Raw genomic sequence first — 20,726 nt, forward strand, 5'->3', positions numbered from 1 at the left:
CAAAACTGCGGGTCGTCGGCCGCGTCCCCTACGCGACCGCCGCTTTCTTGCGCTCGAAGTCGTTCGGCACCTCGATATCGACCTCCAGGGTCGAGACCTCGTCGCCGCGCTCGAGCCGGACGATGACCTTGGTCGGGTCCAGCGTCACATGCTTGGACACGACGGCGAGAATTTCCTCGCGCAGCACACCGAGCAGATCGGGCTGGCCGCGCATTCCGCGTTCGTGGGCAAGCAGGATCTGCAGCCGTTCGCGTGCGACCGGTGCCGAGGCCTTGTTGCCGCGGAGAAGTCGAAGCAGACCCATGCTCATGCAGCCCTCCGTCGCAGCAGACGATCCATCAGACCTCTGCGCTCGGCGGGAACGTGCATCGTTACGTTCTCGCCGCAAAGGCGCTTGGCCGCGTCCATATAGGCCCGCGCCGGCGCTCCATCCGCATTCGACAGGGTCACCGGCGTGCCGACGTTGGAGGCCTTCAACACGTCCTGGCTCTCGGGAATGATTCCGAGCAAGGGCGTGGCGAGGATCTCGAGGATGTCGTCGATGGTCAGCATCTCGCCGCGCGCGGCGCGGGAGGGATCGTAGCGGGTGATGAGGATGTGCTTCTCGACCCGCTCGCCCTTCTCGGCCCGCACGGTCTTGGAATCAAGCATGCCGATGATGCGATCGGAATCGCGCACCGAGGACACTTCCGGGTTGGTGACGATCACGGCTTCATCCGCAAAGCGCATCGCCATCGAAGCGCCACGCTCGATGCCGGCCGGGCTGTCGCAGATCACCCAGTCGAAGCGGCTGCGCAGATCGGCGATGACCTTGCCGACGCCCTCTTCCGTCAGCGCGTCCTTGTCGCGGGTTTGGGAAGCCGGCAGCAGCCAGAGATTCTCCAGCCGCTTGTCCTTGATCAGCGCCTGCGGGAGTTTTGCGACGCCCTGCACCACGTTGATGAGGTCGAACACGACGCGGCGTTCGGCGCCCATCACGAGGTCGAGGTTGCGTAAGCCCACGTCGAAATCGACGACGACGACCTTGTCGCCGCGTTGCGCCAGCGCAGCCCCCAGCGCGGCAGTTGTCGTCGTCTTGCCGACGCCCCCCTTGCCTGATGTCACGACCAGTACCTTGGCCATATCAAAAATCTCCTTCTGGTCAGTTCAGCGCGGTAATTCGCATGGTGTTGCCTTGCAGCCAGGCCTGGGCAGGCCGGCCGCGAAGAGCGGCGTCGATATCGTCGGCGGTCTGGTAAAACCCATCGATTGCAAGCAGTTCGGCCTCGATCTTCTGGCAATAGATGCGCGCGCTGGTGTGTCCGTTCACGCCCGCCATGGCGCGGCCGCGCAGCGCGCCGTAGATGTGGATGGAGCCGCCGGCGACGACTTCGGCGCCGGATCCGACAGAGCCGAGAATGGTGACGTCGCCTTCGGGAAAGATCACGGTCTGGCCCGAGCGCACGGGGGCCTCCAGCAGCAGCGAGGTCGGCTTGGCCTCGGCTTTCGCCTCAGGCTTCTTGGCCGCGGTCGGCTCGACCACGCAGCTGCGCCCGCCCGAGAGCAGCGGCGGCATCATCGCCGTCAGCCTGCCCTCGTCGACGCCCTCGATGCCGAGCACGCGAATGTTGCGGTCCTGAAGGCTGGTGAGCAGATGGCCGATGCCGGCCTGGCTGAGATCGACCGAGGACAGGTCGATCACCACGGGCCGGCCGGCAAAGAAGCCCGGCGACCGCGCAATGGTGGCGTCGATCTCCTGGAGCCAGTCCTGGATCGGAACCGTCGGCACGAACACAAAGGCAACATAGGAGCGCCCGCGCAGGCGCACCATTTGACGTTGGACTTTTGCTGCAGCCTCCATGGCGGCCGACTCGTTCCCTGTTATTGAATGGTTAACGATGCGGCGGATATGGTTAACGGCCGGTTAATTTCTCCGTGGGGTTACGTGGGGGTGGCCGAGCCGTGGGCGACGGACGCGACACAGCCGCCCCACCCTCCCGTGTCGTCCTGGCGGAAGCCAGGACCCATACCGCGGAATCCATCGATCGCGGACGGTGGTAGCACCGAACGACCAATCTTCGCCAAACAGCCTCTTGGGGTAATGGGTCCTGGCTTTCGCCAGGACGACATTCGGGAGACGGCGCGCAACTCCTCCCGCAATGATGGGGGACGGAGCGAGCCGCCGCTCCTCCTCCTTTGCTCGCGTCGATTTTGATCACAGCCCCGATCATCCCGCATTGACACGCTCATGCCATCCGGCTTCGATCCGCGTCCCCGGATATGGAGCAGAGCATGTCAGTTCAATCCGCCATCAGGCGCAAGACCGCGCCGGACATCCGTGCACGCAAGCGGGGCGAACCGATCGTGATGCTGACGTCCTATCACGCGCATACGGCCGCACTGGTGGATCGGCATTGCGACGTCATTCTGGTCGGTGATTCCCTTGGCAACGTCATGCACGGATTCGAGACGACGGTGCCTGTCACGCTCGACATGATGATCCTTCAGGGCGCCGCGGTGATGCGCGGCTCGAAGCAGGCGCTGGTCGTCGTCGACATGCCGTTCGGCTCGTATGAAGCTTCCAGAGAGCAGGCCTTCAACTCCGCGGTGCGGATCATGAAGGAGACGCAATGCGGCGCGGTGAAGCTCGAAGGCGGCGTCCGCATGGCGGAGACGATCGCATTCCTGTCCGGGCGCGGCATCCCAGTGATGGGCCACATTGGTCTGACGCCGCAATCCATCAACACGCTCGGCTCGTTCCGTGCCCAGGGGCGCAGCGAAACGGATTGGGGGCCGATCGAGGATGACGCGAAAGCGGTCGCCGATGCCGGGGCATTCTCGGTCGTCATCGAGGCCGTGGCTGAACCACTGGCGCGCAAGATTACGGAGACGATCGCCATTCCCACCATCGGCATCGGCGCGAGCGCGGCCTGCGACGGCCAGGTGCTCGTGCTCGAGGACATGCTGGGGCTGTCGCCGCGCCCCCCGAAATTCGTCCGGCGTTACGGCAATCTTGGTCCGGCGATCGAAGCGGCCATCGAGGGGTACGCAACCGACGTGCGATCGCGGGCCTTTCCGGGACCGGACCACGTCTACGGCATGAAGAAAAGCTGACGATGTGCGGCCAAAGCCAGGCCGCACTGCGCCGTACTGACGGCGGGACCGGCGAAGATGGCCGATTATTTCCCGATCGACCTGCCCTTCCCGCGCGACCTGCCGCTGAAGACGACCGACGCGTTCGGCGCCTATGCAATGCGAAGCCGGGGCTGGGAGCGGCATAATACGCCACACGATCAGTCCCGTAGGGTGGGCAAAGCGACTTGTCCGCCGTAGCTCGAAGAGCGAAGGTGGAAGCGTGCCCACCATTGCACGTGATGCAAGGAATGGTGGGCACGGCGCAAACGCCCTTTGCCCACCCTACGAGAGCGAGGGCGCCGCGGAGACCGCCGCCCCCTCTTCCGCTCAGCCCTTGCGCATCTTGCTGAGCAGATAATTGTCGTAAAAATTCTCCGCGATCTGCGTGTAGAACAGCAGCTCTTTCATGTAGGCGTCGTGACTGTCCTTGGTGCGCTTGAACAGATCGCTCTTGCCGGCGAGCTCGTTCAGATGCTCCTGGGTCGCGTTGTAGCAGGCCTCCAGCACCGGCTGCGGGAACGCCTTCAGCTCGGCACCGTTGGCGATCAGCCGCTTCAGCGCCGCCGGGTTCACGCTGTCGTATTTCTCGAGCATCCAGGCGCCGGCCGCAGATCCCGCCTGATTGAGGATCGCCTGATACTGCTTGGGCAACGACGCCCACTTCTCGTCATTGACGATCATGTGCAGCATGGCGCCGCCTTCCCACCAGCCGGGGAAATAGTAGTATTTTGCGACCTTCTGGAAGCCGAGCTTCTCGTCGTCATAGGGACCGACGAATTCAGCGGCGTCGATCGAGCCCTTCTCCAGCGCCGAATACACATCGCCGCCCGCGAGCTGCTGCGGGACGACGCCGAGCCGCGCCAGCACATGGCCGCCCATGCCGGCGATGCGGAATTTCAGACCCTTGAGATCGTCGACGGTCTTGATCTCCTTGCGGAACCAGCCGCCCATCTGGGTGCCGGAATTGCCGCACAGGATGGCGTGCGCCTTGAACGGCTTCAGCGCCTCGTTGGTGAGGTCGGCGCCGCCGCCGAAGTGCCACCAGGACTCCTGATGGCGATGGTTCATGCCGAACGGCGCGCCGGTGGCGTAAGCCAGCGCCGGCTCCTTGCCGATGTAGAAATAGAGCGGCGTCTGCGCCATCTCGACCGAGGCGACGCTGACGGCGTCGAGCGCCTGCAGGCCGGGGACGAGCTCACCGGCCGCAAAGGTCTGGATCTGGAATTTGTTGTCGGTAGCCTCGGCAACATATTTCGCGAAGGTCTGCGCCGTGCCGTAGATGGTGTCGAGCGATTTCGGGAAACTCGAGGTCAGGCGCCATTTGATCTCGGGCGCGCTTTGCGCAATCGCGGGTGCAGCAACCAGCGTCGTCGCGCCGGCGACCGCGCCGCCCTTGAGGAATGTACGGCGTTTCATGATGGGCTCTCCTTGAAGTCAGGCTCGAGATGGGTGGCCTTGTGAACCGGCTTTGGCCACGGCCTTGGCGGACCGTTTGCCTGTTCCTGAGGCAGAGTTCAAGCTGCGAGAACGCATGGCGCCGCGGCCATCGGCCGCCAAAACGGCGCACCGAACCAGGGCTTGCCGAAAGCCTCAGGCGTCCTGGAGAAACACCGAGAGCGCCCACTGCAACTCCTTGAACGCGCGCGGTCCGATCTTGGCCGCAAGCGTCTTCTCGCTCTCGGCAATCGCCGGGCGCAAGCGGCCCAGCAGCGCGGCCCCGGCCGGCGTCAGATACAGCACGTAATAGCGGCGGTTGATCGCCGAGGCCGATCGCTGCACCAGGCCCCGCCGCTCCAGGTGATCCACGAGGCGCCCGAGCCCGGCCCGCTCGATCGACAGCGATTGCGCAATGGCGAGCTGATTGACGCCCGGATTGGCCTCGATCACCGACAGGACGGAGAACTGCGCCGCGCTGATGTCGAAGGCGGCGAGCCTCCGGCTGACGTCCTTGAACACCCAGAGCTGGGCGCGCCGGATGCGATAGCCGAGCGAACGGGACAGATCGTCGGAGGCGAGCAGCTTGGGCCGGGCCGGCTTTGCGGCCGCCGCGGTTCGCGGCGCGGACCGCGGCGGCTTCGCGGCAGGCGCCCGGCGCGGCGCGCGCTTGGACGTTCGCTTCCTGACGCCCGCTTTCTCCGGCTCCATCGACGATGATCTTTCACTAGCCGGCGCAGCGGCATCAGCCCCGGCCATCCGGGATTCGACGCGTGAGTCTATCGCAGCCAAGCCGGATCGAGAAGCCGGGCTTGATCGCGCTTCGCGAGCACAGATTCTACGACAGGTTGCGCTGCGCACTCGCGCGCCGCATCATGTTGACACGGCAACATCGGCCGCCCTAGGATCGAAAAAGCCCGCCGTGACACGAGCGGGGCCTAGGGGGATGACGTCCGTGCTTCCATCAGGGATGGGCGCCGAGCTGCGTGCGATCACGCATCGCGGTGCGATCGACTCGCGCAACGCGCCTCTGCGCGCTACGCGCCGCATGGCGCTCCGTCACCTCTGCTTTGGCAACGACATCGTCAACGACACTGCCTGAACGAACGCACCTCATGCGGCGCGTCCGCTCGACCATCATTGATGAAAACTGGGAGGGACTGACATGAAACGCCTATTTCTCGCATCGACGATCATGGCCGGCTGTGCCGCTCTCGGCACGCAGGCCATCGCGCATGGATTTCCGCCGAGCGGCGTCGCGCCGCGCGCGTCCTGCACCGCCCTCACCGGCCTCACGCTGCCGAACACGCAGATCCTGAGCGCGACGCAGAAGTCGGGCTATTGCAACGTGATCGGCATCATCAACAAGCGCGTCTCGACGCAGGACCCCGACCATTTCACCTACGGCATCGGCTTTTCGCTCAACCTGCCCAACACCTGGCACGGCCGTTTTGAGATGATGGGCGGCGGCGGCACCGACGGCAGCCTCAATGCCGACCCGCAGGGCGCCGCCGGCGTCGAACTCAGCCAGGGTTGGGCCGTCGCAGCGGATGACGGTGGTCACGAGGACAACGCCAACAATGTCGTCGGCGGACATCAGGACGACGATCCCAATGCCGGCGGCTCCGCGCATTTCGCGATCGACGCGCAAGCACGCAGGGACTACGGCTACAACGGCATCGAGAAGACCGCGACGATCTCCAAGCAGATCATCTCTTATTTCTACGGCCTCGACACCGTCTATTCCTACATCATGGGCTGCTCGAACGGCGGCCGTGACGCCATGATGGCTTCGCAGCGTTTCCCCTGGCTGTTCGACGGCGTGATCTCGCAAAATCCCGGCTTCAACCTGCCGCAGGCGGGTCTTGCCGAAGCCTGGAACGAGCAGGTGCTCGGCACGCTCGCAACCAGCAAGGACATCAACGGGCAGCCGTTCATTCCCGACACGTTCCCCGCGCAGGATCTTCAGGTGGCCTCGGCCGCGATCCTGAGTGCCTGCGACGCCCTCGATGGTCTGGTCGACGGCATCATCGACAATTATCACGCCTGCACGGCGAAGAAGGTGTATCCGGCGCTCGCCAGCTACACCTGCGGCACCGGCTCGCACGGCAGCACGCCGCATGGCGGCACCTGCCTCACCAGCGCGCAGGTGGACGCGCTCAAGAAGATCTATGCCGGGCCGGTCAACTCGAAAGGCCAGCGGCTCTATTCGAACTGGTTCTGGGATGCCGGAATCTGGACGCCGCCGACCGCGCCGGGCGCGGGCTGGCAGCTCTGGAACGTCGTCACCGCGCCGGTGCCCAACGTCAACACCGCCATCAACCTGACGCTCGGCGCGGGCGCGATCCCGATGATCTTCCAGACCCCGCCGGTCGTCACGCCCGTGGGCGGGCCGAACGGCCAGGAGGCCTTCGTGTTCAAGTTCAACTTCGACACCGACGCGCCGAAGATCTTCACCAAGACGGCGGCCTATCCCGAGAGCAGCATGGACTTCATGGCCGCGGTCTCGACCGACCTGCGTCCGTTCAGGGCGCGCGGCAACAAGCTGATCATCTCCTCATCCGTCAATGACGGCATCTTCTCAGGCGCTGCGATCGCCCGCTGGTATCGCAACATGGACCGGCAGATGGGCGGGCGCGCGATCGACTTCGCGCGGTTGTTCATGGTGCCGAACATGGCCCATTGCGGCGGCGGCGCCGCCACCGCGAGCTTCGCCGGAAACCAGCTCAAGGCCATCACCGACTGGGTCGAGAAAGGCACCGCGCCGGAGCGCATCGTCGCGGCCAACACCAACGCAACCTCGCCCTATCCGACCGGCGGGCTGTTCGATCCGCGCATCGCCCAGAACTTCCCGGCAAGTGGCACGCGGCCGCTCTGCGTCTATCCGAAGATCGCGTCCTACAAGGGCAGCGGCCTGACCAACGACGCCGGCAGCTTCGCCTGCATCGATCCCGGCTTCAGGCCGGGCGGCGACCACGACTTCCACGATGACGACAACGGGCGTGGCGACAACAGGCAGTGAGGCGTTGCCTGCTCTCTCGTGCCCCGGACGCAGCGCAGCGTCCCCCTGGCGATGCGAAGCATCGTCCAGTGACGATGCGCTGCAGAGCCGGGGCCCATCTATTCGTGCCGTACCAAGCCGCAACGCTGACAGCGTTGCGGCTTGTCCGGGACACGAGCAGCACCTCACGCAGCCTCAGCCTGCTCGTACAGGCCAGCCATGAAGTCACCGAACGTCGGCGCAAGCGGCAGCACGTAGCCCCACTGGTCCGACATCGCTTCAGCGAGCGTCCAGCCCTCGTCGTAGTTGGCGACCTCGTGATCGATGAACCAGATCTTGCCGAAATGCGTCTTGTCGATCGTCATGCAGATCGGGTTGCCGCCGTGGTCGCTCATGATCCACAAGAGTTCGTCGATTGTCGGCCATTGCGGCGTCTGACGCGTCCGGATTAGCGAGCACTCATCGCGCCGCAATCCCAGCACCTCCTGCACCGCGCCGGCCCAATGCCCTTGCGGCCAGTTGAATTCGGCCGAGCCCTGGAAATAGCCGCCGGCGCAGGCCAGCAGGAACTGACGATACTCATCCGGCAGGCGGCAGCCGATCGATTTCTCGAACGCCTCGAGCGCTGCTTGCGTCGGTTGGTCTGTGCCGGCGCGATCGACGCCGGCAATGAATTCCGAGATATCCATGCGATCCTGTTTCCTTCGCGCCAAACGCGCCAAGCTTGGTCGCAACGCCCCGGGAACGGGTTCGAGGATTGGAGAGGAGGAACGCCCTGCTCAGAGCAGCTTGGCGCTCACGAACAGCGCGCGCACGGCGTTGGTCGCCTGCACCGCCAGCATGGCATTGCCGGCCGCGCCTTCGAGGGCCGCGACGGCGTCCTCGTGCAGCGAGCGGAATTCCATCCACTCGACCGATTTGAAATTGGTCAGGAATTGATAGGCCTGTCCGACGGTCGCAATCGCCAGCGTGTCACCGTTCAGCTTGATCTTGAACGTGGTGCGCAGCGGGGTTTCGGAGCTTGCTGGATCACTCATGGGCTGCTTCTGGACGATGACGGCTTAACGAAGGGAAAACGGCAGCCCCGCCGCAGCAGGCAAATTTCGGATTCAAATATCAGGAGGCGGTGCTGGCGCGCTGCGAGGCGGTCGCCGATCCGCTCAGGCTGGGCACCACGATCAGGCGGTTGAACTCGCCATTGTCGTAGGCCTTGAGGAAGCGATCATAGTCCTTGATCGAGACGCAGCCGTTGGAATCGCCGCGCGGCCCGAGCATGTAGTTGTGAGTGAGCAGGCCGACGCGGCCGAGCGCGCTGGTCCCATCGGTCGGAGTCAGGCGCAACGCGCGGACGCCGTGGAACAGCTTTTCGCGCGGCTTCAGATCATAGGTCGCCGGCGGGGTCGCACCGACCATGCGCTGGTCGACATGCTGGGGGTCGTCCATCAGCGCGCCCATGCCCGAATGCGCTTCCAGCGCGACGCCGCTCGGCAGGTACAGCGCCTTGGCCGAGATGTCGTAGACCGCCGTCCGCGAATCATAGCCGAGCGCGGCGAGGTCCGGCGCCTTGGCGAACAGGCCGTCGCCGGGGGTCAGAGAGGCCAGCTTGATCTTGTCGGTGAATTTTTCGAAGAAGTTGCGGTTGTCGACCCTGGGATTGGTCTCGGCATAGGCCTGGCTCGAGGCGATCTGGGCCGAGAAGTCCGCCTGGGCCGGGCGCGAGCGCGGCATCGGGACGGCATCGGCACGCTGCGCAGGCCGCGGCTCCTCGGCCGCGTGCCGGTCGTCATCGGTCAGGGTCGAGCGCCACTCATCGCCCTGAAGCTTCTGAGCGAGCATCGCCTTGGCGTCGCGGAGCTTGAGCTGGACCGCGTCCATGGCGGAGCGCTCCAGCGTCCGCAGGCCGAACTGGCGGACCGGCGGGTTGCCGGACGCCGACGCGAAACGATCCTCGAACGAAGGGGAATTGGCCGGCGGCAGGGCGGCGGTGACCAGCGGGGTCGAATCGCCGAGATCGGCGACCCAGGCGGCAGCGCCAAGCGCCAGCGCGACCGCAGCCAAAGACAGCAGTATCGTCTCGGCTCGCCCAATACGGCGGCGCGACAACAGCCTCTCGGCGTGCGCTGCGTCGGAAACCATCAGATCCCCAAATCGACCCCCCGGGGGACCCAACCCCCACCCGGAGAGACTCTATACCAGCTACCACATTGGGAGCCAAAAGTTAGGCATAATCGCGGCCGGTGAGACACCTCCGGGGGTATCCAATGACCGATACTTTCGACCTAGAACGGTTCGTCCAGGCCCAAAACCCGGTTTTTCGCGACGTCCAGGGCGAGCTGGCCCGGGGCCGGAAGCAGAGCCACTGGATGTGGTTCGTTTTCCCGCAAGTAGCCGGCCTCGGCTTCAGCGCCATGTCGCAGCGCTACGCCATCAGCTCGCGCGCCGAGGCCGTGGCCTACCTCGCCCACCCCGTGCTTGGGCCGCGCCTGACCGCGTGCACAAGACTTGTGCTTGCCGTCGAAGGGCGCACCATCAACGCGATCCTCGGTGCGCCCGATGACACAAAATTCCGTTCGTCGATGACGCTGTTCGGCGCGGTGTCCGACGAGCCCGTCTTCGATCAGGCGCTCGCCCGCTATTTCGCGGGCGAGCGCGACGGCGCGACACTGGAGATCCTCGCCAGGCTCGACCAGGCGCAGCGCTAGCAGGATCAGCGTCCCTGGAAGACGGCCGCACGACGCTCGATGAAGGACTGAATGCCCTCCTTCGCATCGGCGCTGCCAAGCACACGGTCGCGGATTTTTGGAATGTAGGCGATCGCGGCCGCCTCTCCGGCTTCGACATATTTCGCCGCCGCTTCCTTGGTCACCTGGATGCCGAGCGGCGCATTGCGCGCGATGATGGCGGCGAGCGCCATGGCGCGTTCGATCTGCTCGCCCGCTGGCACGACCTCCTGGACGAGCCCGATCGCATGCGCGCGCTGCGCCGAAAACTCGTCGCACAGGAACAGATGATACATCGCATCGCCCCAGCCGGCGCGCGACAGGAAGCGGAAATGCGCGCCGCCGAGCGGTGCGATGCCGCGCCGTGCCTCCATCTGGCAGAAACGCGCATCGTCGGCCGCAACCACGATGTCGCCGGCGAGCATCAGCTCGATGCCGATGGTGAAGACGATGCCCTGCACGGCCGTGACAATGGGCTTGCGGCAACGCTTGCGAAGCCCGAACGGATCGACATTGCCGTCCTTGATGTTGCGCTTCTCTGCGGTGGGACCGAAGAATTTCGGCATGTCGAGCCCTGCCGTAAAATCCCTGCCCTCGGCGCAGACCACGCCGACACGGTAAGCCTCGTTGTCGTGCAGCTCGGTCAGCGCATCGGACAATTGCTCCATCATCACCGGGGTGAACGCGTTCTTCTTCGCCGCGTTGTCGATGATGATCTTGAACACGTGGCCATGCACCTCGGTGCGGATCTGACCTTCGCTCATGTGTTCCTCTCCCGATTGTTGGTGTTGGCGGCAAATCAGGCGGGCTGCTGAATCACCGCGCGGATCGCCTCGATCCGCGCCGGCGTGAACACGCCGGAATCCAGCAGCTGAAGGATCGAGAGCACGCCGCCGCGCGATCCCCAGCTTCCCTCATCGATGATCTCGAAATTGACCCACCAGGTCGGCGACGGCGTCGGCATGCCGCAGGCCTCCGCGAGCCGCGCCAGCACGTTGCGGATCACCTCCGCGCGTACCTCCGCGGGCCAGGCCGCGTTCATCACCGCGATATTGACGATGATGATGTCACGCGGCGTGTCCTGGTCGGACAGCAACCGGCCGCCGATCGCCATGCAGTCGGACGGCAGGTCGTGGAAATGCACCTGAAAACCCATTCGCGCCGCCGGCGCCTTCTGGCCGACCTCCGGCTCGAGCACGGCATCGGTCAGGCTTTCCGCAAGCAGCCGGCGCTGCTTCAGGCCGAGCCGCCCGGCCGGTGCAGTCACGGTGATGATGGTCAAATTGGCACCCTCTCCACAAATATGACACTCGTCATATTTCAGTGCGGCTTGCCTATGTCAAGTGTCATAGTCTAGATGGAGGCAGCCAACGTTGAGACTTCCGATGACCGCCACCACACGCGACAAGATGATCGCCGGCGCCGCCGACCTGATGAGCCGGCGCGGCGTCAACGCCACCAGCATGCGCGACGTCGTCCGCCACACCGCGACACCGCGCGGCTCGATCAGCCACCACTTCCCGGACGGCAAGCCGCAATTGATTGCCGAAGCCGTGACCTTCGCCGGCCGGCAAGTGTCCATTCCCCTGGAGAAAGCCATGGACGAACGCGGCGTGATCGGCGGCCTCAAGGCTTTCGTCGCATCGTGGCGCCGCCAGTTGGCGGCAACCGGCTTCGAGGCGGGCTGCCCCGTGCTCGCCGTCGCCGTCGATCGCTATGTCGGTGAGCCCAGCGACAAGGACGACGCGGCGGCGCAGCAGCACCTGCTCGCACTCGCCGACGGCGTGTTCGCCGATTGGCGGCGGATCATGCGCACAGCCTTGTTGCGCGAAGGACTGGCTGCCGACCGCGCCGAGCGGCTTGCAACGCTCGTCGTCGCCTCGATCGAGGGCACGGTCGCGATGTGCCGCGCCAGCCGCAGCGCCGACGCGCTCGATCAGGTTCAGGCGGAGCTGGAGACCGTCCTGTCGCCGCCCTCGCCCCCACCACCAGATAGACTGGATACGTAACCGATGGATCTGTCCCGACAACGCGAGCTCGCACGCCATCTCGCCAGCCTGCGCCGCGAGAGCCGGCAACAAAGCGGCCTTGATGCGCATCTCGTGCCGCCGGACGCCGACACGGCGTACCGCATCGCGCAGATGGTGGAAGAGGAACTGGGCTGGGACGTCGTCGGCTGGAAGATCGCCGGCATGAAGCCCGGGCTCCAGCGCCAGCTTCGCACCTCCTCGCCGATCTATGGGCGGGTGTTCGCACCGCTGATCAAGGGCTCGCCCGCGACTGTCGAGCACGCCCGGCAGTGCAGCCCGATCCCGGAGGTTGAGTATCAGGCCCGGCTCGGCGCGGACCTGCCGCCGCGCACAAAACCCTACTCCGTCGAGGAGATCGGCGAGGCCGTCGCCTCGCTGCATCCCGGCATCGAGCTTGCCGAATGCCGCTTCATCCACGACGCGTCGTTTCCAGCGATGCCGGCGATCCTGGCCGATGGCGCGGGATCGGGAACGATCGTGCTTGGCGAGGCGATCGCCGACTGGCGCAGCCGCGACATCGCGAACCAGGAGGTCGTGCTGAATTGCAACGGCGCCGAACGGCGCCGCGGCAGCGCTGCGGAGGCCATCGATCATCCGCTGGTGCCCCTGACCTGGCTCGCCAACGAACTGTCGCGGACCGGCATCGGCCTCAAGGCAGAGCAGACCATCAGCACGGGCACGCTGACCGGCATGCTGCGGCCGAAGGCAGGCGAAACCTACCTCGCCGATTTCGGCCCGTTCGGAACCGTGAGCGCGACCTACGCATAAAGCATGATCCGGAAAAGTGCGAAGCGGTTTTCCGGAAAGATCATGCGCAAACAACAACCTAAAGCGCGATGACGATTCATCGTCACCGCGCTTTAGGCACGCCCCGGAAGCGCGCGCTTACGACGAATGGCCGCATGCGCGCGGGGCATGCCGGCCGTCAGCGTAAACCGCGGATTAACGCCGGCTGCCTATCGTTCGGGCAAAATAATTCTCCTCCCGCGCCAATTGCCGGACTGCCCATGAAAATCGGTACGCTCCTGACCACCGCCATCGTCTCGCTGTCGACCGTGGGCGGCGGCCTCGCGGTTTACGTCGCCGTGACGAAATACCAGACGATGGAGCGGATCACCGAGGCGCAGGGCCGGCTCGCAATCGTCCGCGCCGTCAGCGACATCCCGCGCTATCTCAACCCCGAGCGCGGGTTTTCCACCAACATCCTCTACGGGCCTGCGACCATCGACCCCGCACTGCTCGCCGAGCAGGACAAGCTGCGCAAGCAGACCGACGGCGCCCGCGACAAGATGAACGCGCTGCGCAAGGAGCTGCCCGGCCCGTTCGACGACGGCACCACCATCGGCAGCAACATCGACGGCATCAATGCGAAGTTCGCCGCGCTGCGCGAGGCCATCGACAAGGCGCTGGGCGGGCCGGCCGAGGCACGCAAGGACGCCGCCAAGAAGATCGTCGCCGACAATGCCGTGCTCAACGGCGGCGTGACCGCGCTGCTCAACGAGCAGGTCCGCCGCATGGCGATCCTCAACGGCGACGCCTACCGCCAGGCCAGCTACGCCAACATCGCCATGACGCTGCGCGACGTCGGCGGCTTCAACTCCAGCCTGCACAAGAATCTCGTCGGCGGCAAGAAGCCGGCGACCGACGCCGAGAAGGCAGACATCAGCCGCTCGCAGGGCCGCAACGACCAGATCGTGATGTCGCTGCTGGAATTGCGCGGCAATCCGGCAACCCCGGCGAACGTCGCCGCGGCGCTGGAGAAGTTCAACGCGATCTATGTCGAGGAGTTCGGCCGCGAGCTCAAGCTCGTGAAAGACGGTGCGGTCACCGGCAAGTACGAACACGACATGGACACCTATTACGCCGCGACGCAGCGTGGCCTCAGCACCATCATCGAGGTCCGCGATGCCTTCTACGACAACGCCGAGCAGGTTCTCGCCGGCGCTTCGTCGGCCGCGCGCACTAGTTTCACCATCGCCCTCCTCGGCCTTGCCGCCGTGCTGATTGCGAGCATCGGCCTCGTCGTGACCGTCCGCCGCCGCGTCTGCGCCCCCATCGTCAACCTGACGACGCGGATGTCGCGGCTGGCCGATGGCGAGGTAGCGGAAGAGATCCCCGGCGCCGAGCGCTCCGACGAGATCGGGGCGATGGCCGCGGCCGTCCAGGTGTTCAAGGACAACATGATCCGGGCCGACCGGCTTGCGGCCGAGAAGCAGGCCGAGAACGACGGCAAGATGCGGCGCGCGCACGCACTCGACGAGCTCACCCGCGCGTTCGAGGCCAAGGTCACCGAGCTCGTCGGCGGCCTATCGAAGGCGTCCTCCACGATGGAGAGCACGGCGCAGTCGATGACTTCGACGGCGGCCCAGACCAACAGCCAGGCCGCGGTCGTCGCCGCCGCCTCCGAGCAGACCTCGACCAACGTGCAGACGGTCGCCAGCGCGACCGAGGAGCTGACCTCCTCGATCGCCGAGATCGGCCGTCAGGTCGCGCAAAGCACCGAGATCGCGGCCCGCGCCGTCGACAATGCCCGCCGCACCGGCGATACCGCACGCGCGCTCGCCGAGGGCGCCCAGAAGATCGGCGACGTCGTCACGCTGATCCAGAGCATCGCCGAGCAGACCAATCTGCTGGCGCTGAACGCGACCATCGAGGCCGCGCGCGCCGGCGATGCCGGCCGCGGCTTTGCCGTAGTCGCCTCTGAAGTGAAATCGCTGGCCGGCCAGACCGCCAAGGCCACAACCGAGATCTCCGAACAGATCACCGCGATCCAGAGTGCGAGCGACGAGACCGTGGCCGCGATCCGCAACGTCGCCGACGTCATCGCCGAGATCGACCAGATCGGCACCGCGATTGCGGCTGCGATCGAAGAACAAGGCTCGGCCACCAAGGAGATCGCCCGCAGCGTCCAGGAAGCCGCCCGCGGCACCCAGGAGGTCAACACCAACATATCGGGTGTGCAGCGCGCCGCCGACGACACCGGAGTTGCCGCCAGGGAAGTGCTCGGCGCGGCCGAGCAACTCTCGACCCAGTCGCGCGATCTCGCCGGCCAGTTCGACCGCTTCCTCGGCGAGGTCAGGGCCGCGTAAGGCGCGAAGCCCGATAAAGACGTCAGTAAGGCGGCGCCTTGCGCCCCCGCTGCGCTTTCGCCGCCTCGATCCACCAGGTGAGATCATCCGCAAAGCGCGGGAACGCACGCTCCAGCGCCTTGCCGCCCTCGCCGATCGGCTCGGCGTCCGCCGACAAGCTCTGCGCGATCGGGCCGACGCCGATCGTGCTCGACACCACCACCATGCCCATCTCCGACAGCGTGCCGTGCCAGGCGGTCGCCGCGCGCGCCCCCGAGAAGCGTCCCGCGGAATAGCTGACGATCGCGGCCGGGCGCCAGAACCACTCTTCGAGGAAGTGGTCGGTGAGATTCTTCAATCCGGGCTGAATGCCCCAATTGTATTCGCCGGTGACGAAGACGAAACCGTCGGCGTCGCGAATCTGCCCGGCCAGCTTCTCCAGCGCCTCGGGGGCCGCGCCCTTGGGATATTCCTTGTACATGCGGTCGAGCATCGGCAGGCCGATGGCCTTGGCGTCGATGAACTCGACGTCCTCGCCGCGGCTGCGCAGGCCATTGATGACGAAATTCGCAAGGCGGATGCCCATGCGGTCGGAACGGTAGGAACCGTAGAGGACGAGGATGCGATTGCTCATGGCCGGCAGGCTAGCACGAAAGCAGGCGGCGCGCCGACCGATTTGTCGCGCTATCTTCCGCGGCCGCGGTCCAGCGTTTGCGACGGCGTCTCGCCGAATTGATCGCGGTAGCTTCTGGAGAAATCGCTGAGGTGCCAGAAGCCGAAGGCGAGCGCGACAGCCTTGACGCTGTCGGCGCCGGCGAGCAGCCGCTGACGCACCAGCCAGAGCCGGCGCAGGCGCAAATAGCGGTGCAGGCTCATGCCGCGATAGCGGCGGACGACGTCGTGCATGGTACGCACGGACAGGCCGAGCTTGCGCGCGATCTCCTCGCTGTAGATCGGCTGCGAGAGATCCTCGGACAGCAGCGCGCGAATGTCCTGAAATATCCTGAATTGCCGCCCGTCGTTCGGCCGCACTGTCCATCGCGCGGCGACCAGATTGGCAAAGACATTATCGACCGCGCCGAACAGGGACTCCTTCATCGCCGTGCCTTTCAACGGAACCTCCGTGGGATCAATCGGCTCGGACGCGGCCGCCACCACCTCCCGGACCAGCTTCCGCAGCCGGAGCAGCGCCGACATGCTGGTCTCGAAAATCTTGAAGCTGGACTGCGTCTCGGGCCAGCCGCGATCCTTCACCTCGGGGTGAAACACGACCGAGCCGATCTGCCTCTGCACTTCCTCGATGGTGTTGTAGGCAGCGCCGCTGCTGCCGATGACGACGACCGCGCGGTCGCGCTGCGCACCATTGAAGCGAATGGGAACTTCGAGATCGTCCATCGCAAAACCGACCGCCGTGCAGTCGGCAACCAGCTGCGCGTCCACCACGCGCGGAAACGCCCGCGTCACGTTCACGTCGCAGCCCGGCAGGCGCAAGATCACCTGCTCGGTCGCGATCCGTCGCACGAACGGCGTAAACTCGACGTTCAACCCGCGTATCGAACTGCGAAACTCGTCGACATCGGAGAAACGAAATATCTTTGGCGCCAAACCCGGCGCATCATCACTGTTGCTCATGACAAATGAAAAAACGCGTCGGAAAATGACGCGTATCCGGCAATCACGCCGATCTCAATTCCCCCTTTCGGTAGCGCCCCAAGACCGAAAGAATCATCTTAGCCTGTCTCGGCCAATTGGCGAGGGTCGAATGCAAAGGACAAGTTGAGGGTTTGCGTCCTGCCAAATTTCGATAGCGTTTCCGGCGCGGCAGGTGGTGCACAGATACCCGGCGGTACCTCGCCTCAGTGGGAGCTATTTGGACTCAGGCTGCTGCCATGATGGCAACTCCGCCTGCTGAGACCACGTCCAAATGCCCGCCACCGAGCGACAGGCCGCAGCAAGGCGGCGACGAGGGCGCGCCCCGCGGTTCTAGTGCGTGGCGCGGTATTTGGCCGGGCGGGGAATCGAGTTGCAGGCGAGACCTTCGGCCAGCAGCTTCATGTCTTCGCGTCTGCCGCTCCGGATCAGCCGCCCGAACTCGTCGGATGTGAAAGGAAGATTGGGATCATCATCGATCGGACGCCGCACTCGCGGGCCGAACAACCGCCGTACCAGGCTAGCCAGCCGCCGCATGTCAATTCCCTCGCGCCAGCAACAAACCTCTCACGAAGCACATTGTTCCTGCTAGCGCGATGAGATTGCAAGAGCCAACTGGAAGGTCGTCACCGAAATTTGCGAGACGGCCGGCTGTGCAGTCCTACCCGATCCGTTTCAACGTCTCGATGTCATTCATCGCGCTCGTCAACGCTCCATTGCGGTCGCGGACGAAGGCTTCGAGGTCGGACAGCACCGCGTTGATCATCTGAAGATTCTTGAACATCTCCTCGATCTGCGTCACGATGCTGTTGTAGCCCTCCTGGGTCTGGATCAGCTGGCCCCGGGTTTCGTTGATGTTGGCTCCGAGCGACTCGAGCGATGTTTCCATGCCTCCGATCGAGGCATGGGTGCGCGTGAGGCTGCTTTTGGTGTCGTTTGCGAGCTTCTTCACCTCGGTCGCCACCACTGAGAAGCCCCGCCCCGCTTCGCCCGCGCGCGCCGACTCGATGGTCGCGTTGAGCGCGAGCAGGTTGGTCTGGCCCGCGATCGTGTCGATGATCTTCAGGATGTCCCGCAGCCCGTTCATGGCCTGAGTGAGGCCGGCGAACTCCTGCGACAAGGCGGTCGTATCGGTCGCCTTCGCCGCCGACTGCGCGCTCGCCATGATCACCGCGCGGATCTCCTCCACGATGGCGTTGATCGAAGCCGTCTGCTGCAGCGCGCCTTCGACCTTCCCGCTCAGCGTGGCGCTGGCGCTCAGATATTCCGTCAGACGGTGGACGATGCCGTCCTTGATCTGGTTCAGGAGCACCATGCGGTTGAGATGGGTGCGCGTGAAATACTCGACGAAATGCGCGTAATGGATCGGGAACATCTCGAGGAAGGGATCGTTCAGCGGCTTGTCCCTGACGTCGAAGAACACGATCGCGGTCAGCGTCTGATTGATGTTGATTCCGAACAGCTCCCCGAAGGTGGAAAATCCTGCGACCGGCATCGGCCACATACCGCCCATGTTGCGCAGCTGGCTCTCATTGTTGAGGCGGCGCAGGATGCAGTCGTTGAGGATCGCGCCGATCGCCGGCGGCTTGTCGCGCAGGAAGGCGTCGAGGTCGCGCCGCGTCTGGTCGACGAAATCGGTCGCCTCCAGCAGTTCCAGCCTGTCGCCCGAATTGACATCGCAGAAGAAGGACACGACGCCGCTGTCCGCGTCGATGCCCGCGACCGAGCGCACGAACAGGTCGCCGCCGACCTCGATGCCGAAGGAATGCTTCGTCATCATCGACATCAGGTTCGCCGGCGTCGTGTTCAGGGCCTTCGCCACGGCAGAAGCGAACGGCTTGATCTCGTTCGCCTCCATCACGCCCGAGGCGGTGCGCCGGTCCGGATCGGCCCCCATCACGACGAAGGATTTTCCGGTCTTCTTGAAATTCTGCGTCTTGAAAATGCTGTAGGCCCGGCCCGGCGCCAGCTTCATGAAGACGATAAGGGCGTGGTTTTCGAGCACCTGCCTGCCGTCGAAAAGATGGGTGTGCTTGAAGTCGAGCGTGCCGCCCGCGGATCCTCCGACGAAGGCGCAGGGAAACTTCCCGCTCCTGTACACGGCCTCCATGAAATAGCTCTCCGACGCCGAGACGCCGTCGACGAGCGCGAAGGCGATCGTATCGCGCACGTCGACCGCGAATGGCGTCCTGATCGCCGCGACCTCGCGCGTGATCGCTTCGATGCGTGCGTCATGCGCCGTGGACGGCTCGCCCTTGCGGATATCCTCGTTGTGGAGGCGCACGGCATGGGTGCTGATGGACTGGAACAGATCGGCCGGGAAGATCTGGACGACGACGGACGACCAGCTCGCCCCCGTCGGCTTGTACAGCGACGGACCCGCCGAGCACAATTCGCCGGCAGTCGACATCGCGATCACGGGCGTCGAACCCGCCAGCCTCTGCAACGACGAGGCCGTGCGCGCAAAATCGCAGTGCGGCGAGATGAACGCGAGCGCAAGCGGTGACCGCGCGCCTACCATGACGAAATCGCCCTCGGAAATATTCTGCAGCCGGTCGTCGCTCTCCAGCACGCGGATTGCGCAGGCTTCACGCGACGCCGGTGCCTCGTCATCGACCTCCGGAACGATCGACGGAGCGGTCTGCTTATGACCTGCCTTGGAAAACAGCGAGAGCATGGCAATATCCTTGTTCGACGCGCGACGCGTCTCAAAGGAACGACCTACGGATTCGAAATTGCCATTCGGTTAGGAAACGCGTGGCGCAGGCGCGTTTGTGCGGCGAATGCGCACCGTAGGACTACGGCATCGCATCGTTTCGCGGGCTCATGATACCGATCGCATCAACGCATTTGATCTGGATCAATTTTTGCGCCGCAGGGACTGAGGACGATGCTGAAGCGGAGCTCAGCACGCGCCTCCCGGTGCCTGCACGCTTGCATCAGTCGGCAAAGCCGACGTAGCGCACGAACTCATCGTTGTGCTCGCGATCCGAGCGCACCGCGTTCGCGGCAAAGCCGTCGTCGGGATAGCCCATCGCGACGCAGGTCATGATGACCTCGTCCTCCGGGATCTCAGCGACCTCGCGCACGATGTCGGAGCGCATGATGCCCTGCCCGTTGATGACCGAGCCGAGGCCGCGGTCCCAGGCTGCGAGCACGATGCCGTAGCAGAGCGCGCCGAGATCGAAATGGCAGACCGCGCCGGGATCGAGCACGCGGTCATAGGTCAACACCAGCGAGACCGGCGCGTCGAACTGGCGGAAGCCGCGCAGCACCCAGTCCTGGCGCATCGGCTTGTCGTCGCGCGCAATCCCCATCGCGCCGAACAGCTTCTTGGCGATATCCACCTGCCGGGTGCGATGCACGCCCTGATACTCGCCATGGCTGACGATGTCGCGCTTGACCTTGGCCCCGCCGACCATCTCCTCCATGTTGCGGCGGCGCACCTCCTCCAGCGGATGCCCCGTGAGCACGTGAACGTGCCAGGGCTGGGTGTTCATCGACGACGGCGCGCGCTTGGCGCTCTCGATGATCGCCTCGATCACCGTGCGCGGCACCGGCTCGTTCCTGAAACCGCGCACGCTGCGGCGCGACTGGACCAGCGTCTCGAATTCCACTCCTTGGCCTCCCTTCCCGTTCATCCCTGCGCATCACAACACGTGGCCGGTTGCCGATGCGGCGCGCAAAATCTATGCTAACCCGCAAGCAA

General features: G+C 65.1%; 22 protein-coding genes and 1 pseudogene. 8 read left to right on the forward strand and 15 right to left on the reverse strand.

The window, feature by feature from the left end:
* Positions 1-28 precede the first annotated feature (28 nt).
* From minE to minC, 3 genes are read right to left on the reverse strand one after another with little or no spacing between them, the layout of a single operon-like run.
* Entirely contained in the window at positions 29-310 is a 282-nt protein-coding gene (gene minE / locus JQ635_RS02360) for a cell division topological specificity factor MinE (RefSeq protein WP_028136732.1), read from the reverse strand.
* Positions 307-1,122, reverse strand: coding sequence for a septum site-determining protein MinD (gene minD, locus JQ635_RS02365; protein ID WP_211408251.1), 816 nt, complete (start codon positions 1,120-1,122; stop codon positions 307-309). Before minD ends, minE begins: the two co-directional genes overlap by 4 nt.
* A 19-nt stretch (positions 1,123-1,141) precedes the next feature.
* Positions 1,142-1,840, reverse strand: a complete 699-nt coding sequence (gene minC / locus JQ635_RS02370; RefSeq protein ID WP_211408252.1) for a septum site-determining protein MinC — start codon at positions 1,838-1,840, stop codon at positions 1,142-1,144.
* 431 nt (positions 1,841-2,271) lie between these two features.
* Here minC and panB point away from each other — a divergent pair, with 431 nt between their 5' ends.
* Both panB and JQ635_RS39310 read left to right on the forward strand, forming a co-directional pair.
* Positions 2,272-3,093, forward strand: coding sequence for a 3-methyl-2-oxobutanoate hydroxymethyltransferase (gene panB / locus JQ635_RS02375; RefSeq protein ID WP_211408253.1), 822 nt, complete (start codon positions 2,272-2,274; stop codon positions 3,091-3,093).
* Between the two features lie 24 nt (positions 3,094-3,117).
* Positions 3,118-3,312 (forward strand): annotated as a pseudogene (locus JQ635_RS39310) (hypothetical protein); the annotation flags it as partial.
* Positions 3,313-3,441: 129 nt separating this feature from the next.
* Here the strand turns inward: JQ635_RS39310 and JQ635_RS02380 are convergent.
* Together JQ635_RS02380 and JQ635_RS02385 are read right to left on the reverse strand one after the other, a co-directional pair.
* Positions 3,442-4,530 (reverse strand): TRAP transporter substrate-binding protein, encoded by a 1,089-nt coding sequence (locus JQ635_RS02380; RefSeq protein WP_211408254.1) that lies wholly within the window; start codon positions 4,528-4,530, stop codon positions 3,442-3,444.
* Positions 4,531-4,704: 174 nt separating this feature from the next.
* Positions 4,705-5,259 (reverse strand): MarR family winged helix-turn-helix transcriptional regulator, encoded by a 555-nt coding sequence (locus JQ635_RS02385; RefSeq protein ID WP_211408255.1) that lies wholly within the window; start codon positions 5,257-5,259, stop codon positions 4,705-4,707.
* A 235-nt stretch (positions 5,260-5,494) separates the two neighbouring features.
* On the opposite strand from JQ635_RS02385, the gene JQ635_RS02390 reads away from it, so the two are divergent.
* Together JQ635_RS02390 and JQ635_RS02395 are read left to right on the forward strand one after the other, a co-directional pair.
* The gene (locus JQ635_RS02390; RefSeq protein ID WP_211408256.1) at positions 5,495-5,650 is read left to right on the forward strand and encodes a hypothetical protein; all 156 of its coding nucleotides are present in this window, start codon (positions 5,495-5,497) and stop codon (positions 5,648-5,650) included.
* A 63-nt stretch (positions 5,651-5,713) separates the two neighbouring features.
* Positions 5,714-7,570, forward strand: coding sequence for a tannase/feruloyl esterase family alpha/beta hydrolase (locus JQ635_RS02395; RefSeq protein ID WP_211408257.1), 1,857 nt, complete (start codon positions 5,714-5,716; stop codon positions 7,568-7,570).
* 164 nt (positions 7,571-7,734) lie between these two features.
* Here JQ635_RS02395 and JQ635_RS02400 read toward each other — a convergent pair whose 3' ends face one another.
* The 3 genes from JQ635_RS02400 to JQ635_RS02410 form a co-directional block, all read right to left on the reverse strand.
* Positions 7,735-8,238: an SMI1/KNR4 family protein gene (locus tag JQ635_RS02400; protein WP_211408258.1), complete on the reverse strand. Its 504-nt coding sequence runs from the start codon at positions 8,236-8,238 to the stop codon at positions 7,735-7,737.
* Between the two features lie 90 nt (positions 8,239-8,328).
* A complete protein-coding gene (locus JQ635_RS02405) occupies positions 8,329-8,586 on the reverse strand; it encodes a hypothetical protein (RefSeq protein ID WP_018644685.1) in 258 nt (85 codons plus the stop codon).
* A gap of 79 nt (positions 8,587-8,665) precedes the next feature.
* Positions 8,666-9,616: a DUF2778 domain-containing protein gene (locus JQ635_RS02410; protein ID WP_211408477.1), complete on the reverse strand. Its 951-nt coding sequence runs from the start codon at positions 9,614-9,616 to the stop codon at positions 8,666-8,668.
* Between the two features lie 194 nt (positions 9,617-9,810).
* On the opposite strand from JQ635_RS02410, the gene JQ635_RS02415 reads away from it, so the two are divergent.
* Complete coding sequence (locus tag JQ635_RS02415; protein WP_211408259.1) at positions 9,811-10,251, forward strand: DUF1810 domain-containing protein; 441 nt, start codon at positions 9,811-9,813, stop codon at positions 10,249-10,251.
* A 5-nt stretch (positions 10,252-10,256) separates the two neighbouring features.
* Here the strand turns inward: JQ635_RS02415 and JQ635_RS02420 are convergent, their stop codons facing one another.
* Positions 10,257-11,033, reverse strand: a complete 777-nt coding sequence (locus tag JQ635_RS02420) for a crotonase/enoyl-CoA hydratase family protein (protein ID WP_211408260.1) — start codon at positions 11,031-11,033, stop codon at positions 10,257-10,259.
* A 35-nt stretch (positions 11,034-11,068) separates the two neighbouring features.
* Complete coding sequence (locus JQ635_RS02425) at positions 11,069-11,551, reverse strand: tautomerase family protein (protein ID WP_211408261.1); 483 nt, start codon at positions 11,549-11,551, stop codon at positions 11,069-11,071.
* A 103-nt stretch (positions 11,552-11,654) separates the two neighbouring features.
* Between JQ635_RS02425 and JQ635_RS02430 the strand changes: the two genes are divergently transcribed.
* The 3 genes from JQ635_RS02430 (at position 11,655) to JQ635_RS02440 (ending at position 15,388) form a co-directional block, all read left to right on the forward strand.
* Positions 11,655-12,278, forward strand: coding sequence for a TetR/AcrR family transcriptional regulator (locus tag JQ635_RS02430; protein ID WP_211408262.1), 624 nt, complete (start codon positions 11,655-11,657; stop codon positions 12,276-12,278).
* A 3-nt stretch (positions 12,279-12,281) separates the two neighbouring features.
* Positions 12,282-13,067, forward strand: coding sequence for a 2-keto-4-pentenoate hydratase (locus JQ635_RS02435; protein ID WP_211408263.1), 786 nt, complete (start codon positions 12,282-12,284; stop codon positions 13,065-13,067).
* Positions 13,068-13,306: 239 nt separating this feature from the next.
* Positions 13,307-15,388, forward strand: a complete 2,082-nt coding sequence (locus JQ635_RS02440; protein ID WP_211408264.1) for a methyl-accepting chemotaxis protein — start codon at positions 13,307-13,309, stop codon at positions 15,386-15,388.
* A gap of 22 nt (positions 15,389-15,410) precedes the next feature.
* Here JQ635_RS02440 and JQ635_RS02445 read toward each other — a convergent pair whose 3' ends face one another.
* From JQ635_RS02445 to JQ635_RS02465, 5 genes are all read right to left on the reverse strand, one after another.
* The gene (locus JQ635_RS02445) at positions 15,411-16,001 is read right to left on the reverse strand and encodes an NADPH-dependent FMN reductase (RefSeq protein WP_211408265.1); all 591 of its coding nucleotides are present in this window, start codon (positions 15,999-16,001) and stop codon (positions 15,411-15,413) included.
* A 50-nt stretch (positions 16,002-16,051) separates the two neighbouring features.
* Positions 16,052-16,999 carry an AraC family transcriptional regulator gene (locus tag JQ635_RS02450; RefSeq protein WP_211408266.1) on the reverse strand — a complete coding sequence of 316 codons (948 nt, stop codon included), beginning with the start codon at positions 16,997-16,999 and terminating at the stop codon, positions 16,052-16,054.
* A gap of 351 nt (positions 17,000-17,350) precedes the next feature.
* A complete protein-coding gene (locus JQ635_RS02455) occupies positions 17,351-17,554 on the reverse strand; it encodes a hypothetical protein (protein ID WP_211408267.1) in 204 nt (67 codons plus the stop codon).
* 124 nt (positions 17,555-17,678) lie between these two features.
* A complete protein-coding gene (locus JQ635_RS02460; RefSeq protein ID WP_211408268.1) occupies positions 17,679-19,694 on the reverse strand; it encodes an FIST N-terminal domain-containing protein in 2,016 nt (671 codons plus the stop codon).
* 262 nt (positions 19,695-19,956) lie between these two features.
* Positions 19,957-20,634 carry a nitroreductase gene (locus JQ635_RS02465; protein WP_211408269.1) on the reverse strand — a complete coding sequence of 226 codons (678 nt, stop codon included), beginning with the start codon at positions 20,632-20,634 and terminating at the stop codon, positions 19,957-19,959.
* Positions 20,635-20,726 lie beyond the last annotated feature (92 nt).

Source organism: Bradyrhizobium iriomotense (genome assembly GCF_018130765.1).
Taxonomy (GTDB): domain Bacteria; phylum Pseudomonadota; class Alphaproteobacteria; order Rhizobiales; family Xanthobacteraceae; genus Bradyrhizobium; species Bradyrhizobium iriomotense_A.

Excerpts from the sequence above, each read along its gene's own strand:
- minE (WP_028136732.1), bottom strand. The coding sequence starts at position 310 with ATGAGCATGGGTCTGCTTCGACTTCTCCGCGGCAACAAGGCCTCGGCA.
- minD (WP_211408251.1), bottom strand. The coding sequence starts at position 1,122 with ATGGCCAAGGTACTGGTCGTGACATCAGGCAAGGGGGGCGTCGGCAAG.
- minC (WP_211408252.1), bottom strand. The coding sequence starts at position 1,840 with ATGGAGGCTGCAGCAAAAGTCCAACGTCAAATGGTGCGCCTGCGCGGG.
- panB (WP_211408253.1), top strand. The coding sequence starts at position 2,272 with ATGTCAGTTCAATCCGCCATCAGGCGCAAGACCGCGCCGGACATCCGT.
- JQ635_RS02380 (WP_211408254.1), bottom strand. The coding sequence starts at position 4,530 with ATGAAACGCCGTACATTCCTCAAGGGCGGCGCGGTCGCCGGCGCGACG.
- JQ635_RS02385 (WP_211408255.1), bottom strand. The coding sequence starts at position 5,259 with ATGGAGCCGGAGAAAGCGGGCGTCAGGAAGCGAACGTCCAAGCGCGCG.
- JQ635_RS02390 (WP_211408256.1), top strand. The coding sequence starts at position 5,495 with ATGACGTCCGTGCTTCCATCAGGGATGGGCGCCGAGCTGCGTGCGATC.
- JQ635_RS02395 (WP_211408257.1), top strand. The coding sequence starts at position 5,714 with ATGAAACGCCTATTTCTCGCATCGACGATCATGGCCGGCTGTGCCGCT.
- JQ635_RS02400 (WP_211408258.1), bottom strand. The coding sequence starts at position 8,238 with ATGGATATCTCGGAATTCATTGCCGGCGTCGATCGCGCCGGCACAGAC.
- JQ635_RS02405 (WP_018644685.1), bottom strand. The coding sequence starts at position 8,586 with ATGAGTGATCCAGCAAGCTCCGAAACCCCGCTGCGCACCACGTTCAAG.
- JQ635_RS02415 (WP_211408259.1), top strand. The coding sequence starts at position 9,811 with ATGACCGATACTTTCGACCTAGAACGGTTCGTCCAGGCCCAAAACCCG.
- JQ635_RS02420 (WP_211408260.1), bottom strand. The coding sequence starts at position 11,033 with ATGAGCGAAGGTCAGATCCGCACCGAGGTGCATGGCCACGTGTTCAAG.
- JQ635_RS02430 (WP_211408262.1), top strand. The coding sequence starts at position 11,655 with ATGACCGCCACCACACGCGACAAGATGATCGCCGGCGCCGCCGACCTG.
- JQ635_RS02435 (WP_211408263.1), top strand. The coding sequence starts at position 12,282 with ATGGATCTGTCCCGACAACGCGAGCTCGCACGCCATCTCGCCAGCCTG.
- JQ635_RS02440 (WP_211408264.1), top strand. The coding sequence starts at position 13,307 with ATGAAAATCGGTACGCTCCTGACCACCGCCATCGTCTCGCTGTCGACC.
- JQ635_RS02445 (WP_211408265.1), bottom strand. The coding sequence starts at position 16,001 with ATGAGCAATCGCATCCTCGTCCTCTACGGTTCCTACCGTTCCGACCGC.
- JQ635_RS02450 (WP_211408266.1), bottom strand. The coding sequence starts at position 16,999 with ATGAGCAACAGTGATGATGCGCCGGGTTTGGCGCCAAAGATATTTCGT.
- JQ635_RS02455 (WP_211408267.1), bottom strand. The coding sequence starts at position 17,554 with ATGCGGCGGCTGGCTAGCCTGGTACGGCGGTTGTTCGGCCCGCGAGTG.
- JQ635_RS02460 (WP_211408268.1), bottom strand. The coding sequence starts at position 19,694 with ATGCTCTCGCTGTTTTCCAAGGCAGGTCATAAGCAGACCGCTCCGTCG.